This is a genomic window from Streptomyces sp. MUM 203J, from assembly GCF_022414595.1.
Classification (GTDB): Bacteria; Actinomycetota; Actinomycetes; order Streptomycetales; family Streptomycetaceae; genus Streptomyces.
The window spans coordinates 1-9,574 of sequence record NZ_JADWYO010000103.1 but is presented as its reverse complement, the minus strand read 5'-3'; the positions used below and the strand labels follow the sequence as shown (position 1 = coordinate 9,574).

Genomic DNA, 9,574 nt, shown 5'->3' with positions numbered 1-9,574 from the left:
GGACTGGCGCGGCCCTCCCGGCGGGCGGCGGCGCGGCCTCGGGGGCGGCGGTACTCGGGCCGCGCGCGGCCCGCGCGGCGCGGGCCGCCTCGCCGGGCGGGACCCCGGAGGCGGTGAGCCGGCACATCTCCTCCAGCATGGCGACGTCCCCGGGGGTCCAGCGACGGTGCCGGCGTCCCTCCCGGACGGCGGGTCCGATGCCGTACCGCCGGTCCCAGGAACGCACGGTGGTGGGCGAGACTCCCAGGCGCCGTGCCAGCGCACCCGTGGTGATGCCGTGAGGCACTCCGGACACACTCCCAGCGTACGATGCGCGAACGACGCAAAAGGGGGTCCCCGGGCGCCCCCGTCCGTGCGTCCACCGTGTCTCGGTGGCCCCACCACCCCCGGCCACCCGTGCGACGGGACCGGCTCAGCCCCGTGAGGTCCGCCCCGGGCGGCGGGGTGACGCCGCGCTTCCGGGTCTTGACCGCCGGACCCTTCGGGAGCTCGGCCGTCGTCCACACCAGGCGGGGGTATTTGTAAGGAGCCACCCGCGCGCACGGACGCGCGGAGCTCCTCCGGCGTGACCGAAGCCCCCGGGCGCAGGACTGCGGCCGCGGCCACCTCCCCGCCGTGCTCCGGGTGCGGCACGCCCTGCCTCGGGGCCGGTGGTGGCACAGGTCAGGACGGTGTCGTCCTGGGGCGGGAACACGGTGGTCACCGGGTGCCTCCGGCAGTGAGGGCCACCGGCCCGGTGTTCCGGGGGCTGGTGCTCGGTGTCACCGCGCGCCTGCTGAGCCGCCGCCGGACCGTGCGACCGGCCCGCGCGGCCGGTCGAGCCAGATCGTGACCAGCGTCGGCACCAGGGCCGCCCAGAAGAGGACCTGCGGCACCGTCCGCTCCGTCCAGGGCACCTGGGTGAGCAGCAGCGCGCACAGCATGCACCAGGCCGCCTGGGCCAGGACCACGCGGGACCAGCGGTGGCGGCGGATCAGGGAGCGGACGTTCAGCTGGACGCCCGAGCGCAGCCGACGGTAGCGGCGCCAGGCACCGAAGCCCCAGATCGCGGCCATGGGCACGAGCGCCCACAGCCGGTTGCCCACCGGCACCGGCAGTTCGCGCGGCAGCTGACCGTCCTGCGGGAACAGGTCGAGCATCGCACCCGCGAGCGCCACGCACAGCAGTGCCAGCCAGCGGATGCCGCGCAGCAGCCGGTACGTGGCGAGGTCGAGGCCACGCCGCATGGGCGCGGACCCGGGGTCGGCGGCCAGGGCGTCGGCGTAGAGGCCGGCGGCCTCGGCGGCCCTGATACCGGGCGCTCCGGCGGCCTTCTCGGCCCGGCGGGCCAGGGCGTCCGGGTGCTGGGGGTCGAGGCGGAGGATCTCGCGGTCGAGCAGGTCGGCCCGCTCCTTGTCGCCCGCCAGGTCGGCGATGGTCCGGGCCACCGAGTACGCGTAGACCTCGTCGGGTCCGAGGCGTATCGCCTCCCGGGCGATACCGTCCGCCTCCCGCAGGGCTTCGAGCATCGCCTCCCGCTGGATCTCACCATGGGCGTCGGCGTAGCTCCGTATGCGGGCGCGGAACACGAGGTTGGCGAGGTCGGCGTGGTAGAGCCACTGGTGCGGCTGCAGGCGGATCGCCTCGCGCAGCGCCTCCTCGGCCTCCTTCATCCGCTCGCCCATGTGGCCGAGGATGATCCCACGCGTCCGAAGCGCGGACGCGTGCCCGGGGTCCAGCCTGAGCGCCTCGTCGGCGGCGTCGACCGCCTCCTGCCGGCGTCCCGTTCGGTAGTGGCACCAGGAGAGCAGGGTCCAGGCGTGAATGTCGCCCGGCTCCTCCGCGAGCCGCTGCGCCAGCGCGGCACGGGCCTCGTCGTACCGTTTGAGGTCGATGAGCGCGGAGGCCCGCTGCACGGCCGGGTGCTCGGCGCTCACAGCTTCCGCTTCTTCTTCAGGTACGCGACGAGGTCGTCGTACATGCCGCCGTCGTTGGCGAACATCGCCACGTTGCGGGCGGTGGCGAACCAGGGCTCGGTGGAGGGGGCGACCGCCTTCGCCGCGGCCAGCAGGTCCCGCATCCCGATCATGCGGACGGTCCCGGTGCGCGCGGAGTCCAGCAGCGCCGACTCGGCGGCGGACTCGCAGACATGGGCCAGGTCGGCGCCGGAGAGGCCGTCGGTGGCCTTCGCCAGCCTGCCCAGGTCGACGCTCTCGATGGGCCGGTCCTTGAGGTGGTAGCGGAGGATCGCCTCGCGGGCGGGCGCGTCCGGCGGCAGGACGAGCAGGGTGCGGTCCAGGCGGCCGGGGCGGCGCAGGGCGATGTCCACGTCCCAGGGCACGTTGGTGGCGGCCAGGACGAAGACGCCCTCGTTGGCGGCGGCGTCGATGCCGTCCAGTTCGGTCAGCAGCTGGTTGACGGTGGTGCGCATGCCGCTGTTCTGGGTGCGGCTGCGTTTGCCGCCGAGCGCGTCCAGCTCGTCGAGGAAGACCACGCAGGGGGCCTGGCGGCGGGCGGTGGCGAACACCTCGTGCATGTTGCGCTCGGAGTTGCCGATCCACATGTCGAGGACGTCGTTGACGGACACCGACAGGAAGTTGGCGCCGAGTTCGCCGGCGACGGCACGCGCGATGAAGGTCTTGCCGCAGCCGGGCGGCCCGTACAGGAGAAGGCCGCCGCGCAGGCTCTTGCCGTAGAGCCTGCGCAGCTCGGGGTTGCGCATGGGCGCGAGGAACGCGGCCTCCAGTCGCTCCTTGACCTCCCGCATACCGCCGACGTCCGCGAGCCGGACGGTGCCGGGCGCGTCGACCTCCCAGGCCTCGGCGTCGCCGGGGTCACCGCTGCCGTCGGCGGTGAGCGGCGCCTCGACGAACCGGGGCGGGACGGCGTCCGCGACCTGCTCCTGGGCGGCGCGCCAGTCGAAGCCGGGGGCCTTCGGAGCCGGAGGGACCGGCCCGGGCCCGGGCGGGGACGGCTCGGGCTCCGACACGGGCGGGGTCACGGGTGGCGCCCCCATGGCCCGCCCCATCAGCTCCCGCGCCGCCGGGTCGCCGGGCGCGTGCTGCAACGCGACGGCCGCCTCCGCGACGGCGGCGTCCTGCCGGCCCGCGTTCAGGAGCAGCTCGGCCAGGTGCAGCCGCAGCGGAACATCACCGGGCGCCGCCTCGACGGCCGTGCGCAGACTCCGTATCAGGGGCGAGTCGTCCGACATGCCCACCACCCTACGAAGACGATCACGGGCACCCCCCACCGCCCCGGTCGCAGAGGCGGTCACGGGCGCCTAGCGTGGAGAGCAGGGGGATCGGCTGCGCCGAGAGGAAGTGATCACATGGCCGGCCGGAGCCGCAGTGAGATCGAGGCGGAGATCAAGGAAACCCTGGGCCTGGTGCCCCATTTCTTCGCCGGCATCCCGGATGACCTGCTGGAAGCCGAGTGGGAGATCTTCAAGAGACTGGAACTCGGTGAGACCCGGATCCCGAACAAGTACAAGGAACTGATCGGGATCGCCCTGCACTCCGAGACGAAGTGCCGCTACTGCACGCTGTTCCACACCGAGGCCGCCAAGATGTTCGGGGCCACGGACGAGGAGATCCAGGAGGCCGTTCACTACGCCAAGAACAGCCTCGGCTGGAGTGCCTACCTGAACGGCATGCGGGAGGACTACGACGACTTCGCCAACGAGCTGGAACAGATCAAGGCGTACCTGGCCTCGAAGGGCTGAACCGATGGAGCTGGAGTGGGCCCGGCCCGGAGTCCTGCGCGCCACGGCGCACGCCTACGAGTTCGCCGCGCTGGTGGCCGCCGCCCGGCACCTGGCCGAGTCCGCCCCGCCCGACATACCGGCGGAGGCCCTCGCGGACCTCCGCCGCGTCCTCGACGACTTCGACACCCAGCGGGCCCGCCTGCAGTCCCCGCCGAACGCCCGGTGAAGACGGGCGTCAGTCCGGGAGGGTGGCGCCCGGGACCTCTTCCGTCGTGCCGTTCAGATCCGACTCCGGGTGGCTGCCGTAGGGGCGGGTGAAGGCTTCCATGCCGTGGCCGGACGGGTCGGGAAAGTAGACGCCCCGGCCGCCGTCGTTGCGGTTGATGCGGCCGGGGTGCTTGCCGTGCGGGTCGGCCTGGATCGGGATCCCGCCCTCGACGAGGCGGGCCAGGATGCCGTCGAAGTCCTCCTCCGACACCAGGAACGCGTAGTGCTGCGCGGCGATCTCGGCGTCGGGACCGGCGGTCGCGAAGTCGAGGGTCACCCCGTTCGCCACCGTGAGCGGCAGGAACGGGCCGAAGGGCGCACCCGGTTCGAGGCCCAGGATGCCGGCGAGGAAGCGCGCGGACTGCTCGCGGTCGTGGGAGAGGACGATCGTGTGGTTCAGCTCGATGGGCAAGGTGAATGCCTCCAGAGGCATGTCGGCGGGACCTCCGCACCCCATCGGGGCGATGACGGTGCTGCGATGCCGCGTCGGGACATTAACTCCTCCCCGGTGGCTTTGGGGAGCTGTTTTCGGCCGAGGACGCGGGAGTGCCCGGCTCCGGCCACGGTCCGGTGACGGTGGCCGCCTTGCTGCGGTACGCGGCTCCTACGCTGGAGCAGGGACCGAGGAGGGCGTCGATGGACAGGGACTTGTGCGTGTTGGCCGTGCCGGACTGCCCGCACCTGCCGCTTCTGCTGGAGCGCCTGGCCCGGGTGCTGCCGGACGGCGGCGTCCGCGACGTCTCCGTCCGTACGGTCACCAGCGACGCCGAGGCCGCCCGGTACGGCATGCACGGCTCCCCGACCCTGCTGGTCGACGGGCGTGATCCGTTCACCCCGGAGGGCGAGGCGTCCTTCGGGCTGTCCTGCCGGGTCTTCCGCCGCCCCGACGGGCGGCTGGAGGGCGCACCCGGCGTCGATCGGCTCAGGGCCGCGCTCGGCTGCTGAGGACGGCGGCCCGCCCCGCCGGATGGGCGCCGTCACGCATGACAGCGGCGTCGGCGGGCACCCGGAACCCCACGGGGAGTGTGACTGGGGTGACCGGCGTGACGAGAGGAGGGCGACCATGAGTCCGCCGCTGCGGAGCACGGGGACCGGGGAGGAGACCGAGACCGAGGCGCACATCGGTGTGCGGCCGATGGCCGACGTACAGCAGGCGTACACGTCCCTCACGGTCACCGGTGGCGCCCCCACGGGGTCCGGAGCCGGCCGGCACGCCGAGGCGACGGACGGCGCGTCCGACGGCGGCCGAGGCCGCGAGCTGTACGCCTCGGGCGCCCTGGACGCGTTGCGCTGGGCGCTGGCGCGAGGCGGGTCGGCGCCGGTGACGGGGGCCCGCGGGGGGCTGGTACCGGACCTCCACACGCTGACCGCCGAGGTGGACGCGGCGGCCGTGCAGCTCGACGACCCCGTCTGCCCGGTCGACGCACGCGCGTACACACTCGGCGCGCACGAAGCGCTGGCCTGGCTGTGCGGCCACACGGACGAGCGGCCGTGACCCCCGCCTGAGCACGGCTACGGGCCGTCCGGCCGCGACTCGTACAGCACCGTGTGGAAGCGGCCCGCCGACTCCCTCCCGGCCGGACTCAGGCCCAGCCCCCGAACCGCCTCCATCGCGTACGTCTGCTCGCGCGTATCCGTGAACCTGCGCTGCGGGTACGTGCGGGAAAGGTCCGCGGTGGTGCGCAGCCCGTGCGCGGCGAGGGTCTCCGCGATGGACGCGTAGGACACCGTACGCAGCACGAACGCGCTCACCCACAGCGGGCGCCGCACCCCCGACAGCAGCCCGGCGAAGGTCCGTTCGGTGACATAGCTGCCGCCGCCGGTGAGCGTCACCAGCCCGACGTCCGCGAGTGCGGCGCTGAGGCGCGGGCCCGGCGGGGCGGCTTCCAGATTGTCGGTGAACGCCGCGTCCAGCAGGCCCACCGCCCGGGCGTAGCCGACCGCGCGGCTCGCGATGTCCAGGCCGATGACCGGGTGGGCGTCCGGCAGCCGCCGCCGGGCGTAGAACTCCTTGTCCCAGGCGGCCAGCTCCTCCGTGGTCATCGCGCGGGCCTCGGGCCCGGTGTAGTGCTCGTACAGCTCGGCCAGGGTGAGGTCGTGGTTGAGCAGCGCCGCGTTGATCCCGTACGAGCAGCACACGTCGAGTACGGCGGGCCGCCCGCGGGCGCCGTCGGCCAGCGCGGCGCGCCCGGCGGCGGCACGCCGGAAGACGTCCCGCGCGTGCTGCGGGATCTCGTATGCGAGCGGGGCCAGGCGGGCGCAGTACGCCCGCGGATCGGGCTGGTCGTAGATGTCGTCGAAGCGTGCCTTGCCGGCCGGCCCGGCCGAGGCCGGGGGGTCGCCGGGCTCCCCGGGCTGCTCACGCGCGGCGGAGTCGTTCACGCGGTGCCTCCTTGGCTGGACGCTGCCTCCCCGGAGGGGTTCCCCTTCGAGTGTGCAGGAGAACGGGGCGCCGCGGCGGTCCGGTGAACTTGGCCGATCCCGTACATCAGGTCTCGCCCCGCGCTTCGGGCGCCGGGGCCGGGCGGGCGCGCTCGGCGCAGGACGTCCTCCGCGTCGCTCCACGCGGGCGGTGGGCAGGTCCACCTGGTGCCGCGGCAGGCCGGCGGTCCCCCCGCGGTACCGCTCAACGACCGGCCACGGCGCGGGTCAGCGCGGCAGCATACGGCTCCAGCCGTACGGACTCCCGGGTGGAGGTCACCAGGCCTCCGTGTCCTCGCTGTCGGGGGACGGCCGCGCGACCCCGTCCCGCAGTCTGAGCGCCGCGAGCGGGAAGACCAGCACGGACAGCATGGCGGCGCCCACCAGTGCGGCCGCCTCACCCGTCGTGATGACCCGGTCGTCGAGCCCGATGGTGGTGATCGCCACCACGAGCGGCAGGGCCGTGGAGCCGTACAGCATCAGCGCGCCCCGGTCGCGGCGCCCCAGGCCGGGCGGGGCCAGCGCGTACATCGGCAGCCCGCGCACGAGCAGGAACAGCACCAGGAACGCCGGGAGCAGAGCCAGCGCGCGGCCGCCGTCGAGCAGCGCGGCCAGGTCGAACTCGATGCCGGTCACGATGAAGAACAGCGGTACGAGGAAGCCGAAGCCCATCGTCTCGATCTTGCCCAGCACCTCCTTGCGGCTCTCCGGCCCCGCCCCGCGCAGCACCAGCCGCGCGATCACCCCGGCGGCGAACGCGCCCAGCAGGATGTCCAGGCCGAACACGCGTGACAGCCCCAGCATCGCGGCCAGCAGCAGCATCACGAACCGGACGGCGAACTGCCCGCTGGTGTGCAGGGTCCGCTCCACTACCCGCGAGAACCACGGCGGCCGGGCCCGAAGCGCCCAGATCACGGCGGCCGTGGTGATCGCCGCGAACGCCAGCAGCAGCTCCGCGGACCGGCCCGCACTGCGCCCGCTCAGCAGCAGCGCCATCGCGACGACGGGCCCGAACTCGCCCACCGCGCCGAACGCCAGAACCAACGCGCCGAACCGGCCCCGCAGGTCGTCGGCGTCGCGCAGGATCGGCAGGACCGTGCCGAGGGCGGTGCTGGTGAGCGCCGTGCCGATGACGAAACTCCTGGTCGCCTGGCCACCGGTCAGCGCGAACGCGATGCCGAGCCCGACGGCGAGCGCCAGCGTCCAGGCCCCGATCGAGCGGCGGAGCGTGCTGCCCTGCACGGACCCGAAGTCGGTCTCGTACCCGGCCAGGAAGATCAGCATGGCCAGGCCGAGATCCGACAGGGTGTCGATGACCTCGCCGTGGGAGGTGGCCCAGCCGAGGACGTCCGGGCCGACGAGGACGCCGAGCAGGATCTCGAAGATGACGAGGGGGACCGGGAACCACCGGTTCACTCCATAGGCCAGCAGCGGCGCGAGCACCGCGATGGCCATGATCAGGATGAGCGTCCCGGACGGCGACATACCGGCACCAGTCCGGTGTCAGGACGCCAGGAGCTTGTCCTTCGCCCGCTGGAACTCCTCCTCGCTCAGCGCGCCCTTCTCCTTCAGCTCCGCCAGCCGCGCCAGCTCGTCCACATGGGTGGCCCGCTTGGCGCCCCCGCCTTCGCCCTGACCGGCCGCCTCGCGGACGTACGCCTTGAACGCGGCCTCGTTCTCCCGCGCCTGCTGCGCCTCCCGCCTGCCCATGCTGCGCCCGCGCACGATCACGTACAGCAGGACTCCGAGGTACGGCAGCACGATGCACAGCACCAACCAGCCCGCCTTGGCCCAGCCGTTGAGTTCGTGGTCCCGGAACAGGTCCATGATCACGCGGAACAGCAGGAACAGCCACAGGATCCAGATGAAGAACCAGAACATGGTCCAGAACAGGTCCAGCAGGGGGTAGTCGTCCACGGCGGTCTCCGTCCCACGGGCGAGGGTGCCCGTTTTCCGGCAGTATCAGCCGATAGTTCGCCCGTCGCATCCCCGGCGGTCGTACGACGCGGCGGGGGGCCGCTCCCGTTCGTCCATGGTGGGGCGGCGGGCTTCCCAGTCGCCGCGGGTGAGGACGTACGTGACGTCGCCCTGTTCCGAGCCCGGGATCGGGTCCGGCCAGTCGCCGGTGAAGTGGCGCAGGCAGGTCAGGCCGGACTTCTCCATGACACGGCGGGAGCGCGTGTTGACCGTCATGGTCTCGGCCGTGACCCGTCGGACGCCCAGGGTGGTGAAGCCGTGGCGGATCAGGGCGCGGGAGCCCTCCGTCGCATAGCCGCGGCCCCAGGCCTCGCGGTTGAGGCGGTAACCGAGTTCGGCGACCGCCGGGTCGTCGTCTGCCGGGGGACGGAACTCGAACCAGCCGAGGAAGGTACCCGTCGTCCGTTCCTCGGCGGCCCAGTAGCCACGGGTGCCGAAGCACGGATGGTCGTGGAGGAGGCGGGGGAGGGTCTCGGCACGGATGGTCTCCCGGGAGACCGGGCGGCCTCCGTTGATGAAGCGCATCACCTCCGGGTCGTTGTGGAGGGCATGGACGCGGTCGGTGTCCGCCTCGGTGTCGGTGAAGGGCCGCAGGGCCAGGCGGGGCGTCTCCAGGAACGGGTTCATGACGGGATCCTCACAGGAGCCCTGGCCTCGGCACACGGATTTTCCGGGTGCGTGTGTCCGCGCGGGGTGTTCGTGGCCGGAAACGTTCCTCCGGGGTAGGGTGACCGCCGCTGGGGGACCGGCCGGGCGGAACCGATAGGCCGTCGGCGCCGGCGGGTCGGGTTGCGGAAGGCTGGGACGTGGCGGGGTGTGTGGCGCGCATACGGCGTGCGATGGCCACCCGGTATCCGGCGCGTACGGCCGTCATCGCCTCCGTCCCAGGCGGCACCGACCGCCCTCTTCACCACCGCCTGAAGCGATCTGTGTCCCCCGGCTCGTCGTCGGCACCGGGGCGTACGGGCGCGGGTCCGGCCGCGCTGTCCGCGGCGGTGTCCGCGTTCGGCACGGTCGGGCTGTCCGCCGGGATCACCGGGCTCCTTCGGGTGACCGGGCGGCTCACCGTGATTCTGCTGATGTTCGTGGGCCGGCCGGAGCCGGTCACCCTGGTGTCGGCGCCGGCTCCGCTCGAGCGGACCGGCCGTTACCAGCTACCGGAGGAGCGACCTGTCATTGGGTAACTATCTGCACTCGCTGCGCCGTCGTCGGCGCAAGACCCTGGCG

At 73.3% G+C, this 9,574-nt stretch carries 12 protein-coding genes; 4 read left to right on the top strand and 8 right to left on the bottom strand.

The features are described 5' to 3' along the window. The 3 genes from I3F58_RS28515 to I3F58_RS28500 form a co-directional block, all read right to left on the bottom strand. On the bottom strand, positions 1–295 hold a 295-nt coding region (locus tag I3F58_RS28515; RefSeq protein ID WP_240111604.1), incomplete at its 3' end, for a MerR family transcriptional regulator. A gap of 466 nt (positions 296–761) precedes the next feature. Beyond that, positions 762–1,916, bottom strand: coding sequence for a tetratricopeptide repeat protein (locus I3F58_RS28505; protein ID WP_240111603.1), 1,155 nt, complete (start codon positions 1,914–1,916; stop codon positions 762–764). Continuing rightward, positions 1,913–3,190 carry a 26S protease regulatory subunit gene (locus I3F58_RS28500; protein ID WP_240111602.1) on the bottom strand — a complete coding sequence of 426 codons (1,278 nt, stop codon included), beginning with the start codon at positions 3,188–3,190 and terminating at the stop codon, positions 1,913–1,915. The genes I3F58_RS28505 and I3F58_RS28500 overlap by 4 nt, the downstream gene beginning before the upstream one ends. Positions 3,191–3,307: 117 nt before the next feature. Between I3F58_RS28500 and I3F58_RS28495 the strand changes: the two genes are divergently transcribed. After that, complete coding sequence (locus tag I3F58_RS28495; protein WP_240111601.1) at positions 3,308–3,700, top strand: carboxymuconolactone decarboxylase family protein; 393 nt, start codon at positions 3,308–3,310, stop codon at positions 3,698–3,700. 4 nt (positions 3,701–3,704) lie between these two features. Continuing rightward, positions 3,705–3,908 (top strand): hypothetical protein, encoded by a 204-nt coding sequence (locus tag I3F58_RS28490; RefSeq protein WP_240111600.1) that lies wholly within the window; start codon positions 3,705–3,707, stop codon positions 3,906–3,908. A 9-nt stretch (positions 3,909–3,917) separates the two neighbouring features. On the opposite strand, the gene I3F58_RS28485 is transcribed toward I3F58_RS28490, so the two are convergent. After that, on the bottom strand, positions 3,918–4,361 hold the full coding sequence (locus I3F58_RS28485) for a VOC family protein (protein WP_240111605.1): 444 nt from the start codon (positions 4,359–4,361) through the stop codon (positions 3,918–3,920). Positions 4,362–4,585: 224 nt separating this feature from the next. Between I3F58_RS28485 and I3F58_RS28480 the strand changes: the two genes are divergently transcribed. Together I3F58_RS28480 and I3F58_RS28475 are read left to right on the top strand one after the other, a co-directional pair. Beyond that, positions 4,586–4,894: a thioredoxin family protein gene (locus I3F58_RS28480; protein WP_240111599.1), complete on the top strand. Its 309-nt coding sequence runs from the start codon at positions 4,586–4,588 to the stop codon at positions 4,892–4,894. A gap of 118 nt (positions 4,895–5,012) precedes the next feature. After that, entirely contained in the window at positions 5,013–5,444 is a 432-nt protein-coding gene (locus I3F58_RS28475; RefSeq protein WP_240111598.1) for a hypothetical protein, read from the top strand. A gap of 17 nt (positions 5,445–5,461) precedes the next feature. Here the strand turns inward: I3F58_RS28475 and I3F58_RS28470 are convergent, their stop codons facing one another. The 4 genes from I3F58_RS28470 to I3F58_RS28455 all read right to left on the bottom strand — a co-directional run bounded on the left by I3F58_RS28470 (position 5,462) and on the right by I3F58_RS28455 (position 8,974). Beyond that, positions 5,462–6,331 carry a hypothetical protein gene (locus tag I3F58_RS28470; protein WP_240111597.1) on the bottom strand — a complete coding sequence of 290 codons (870 nt, stop codon included), beginning with the start codon at positions 6,329–6,331 and terminating at the stop codon, positions 5,462–5,464. A gap of 315 nt (positions 6,332–6,646) precedes the next feature. After that, on the bottom strand, positions 6,647–7,855 hold the full coding sequence (locus I3F58_RS28465) for a cation:proton antiporter (RefSeq protein WP_240111596.1): 1,209 nt from the start codon (positions 7,853–7,855) through the stop codon (positions 6,647–6,649). Between the two features lie 18 nt (positions 7,856–7,873). Then, positions 7,874–8,287, bottom strand: a complete 414-nt coding sequence (locus tag I3F58_RS28460; RefSeq protein ID WP_240111595.1) for an SHOCT domain-containing protein — start codon at positions 8,285–8,287, stop codon at positions 7,874–7,876. Between the two features lie 45 nt (positions 8,288–8,332). Continuing rightward, complete coding sequence (locus tag I3F58_RS28455; protein ID WP_240111594.1) at positions 8,333–8,974, bottom strand: GNAT family N-acetyltransferase; 642 nt, start codon at positions 8,972–8,974, stop codon at positions 8,333–8,335. Positions 8,975–9,574 lie beyond the last annotated feature (600 nt).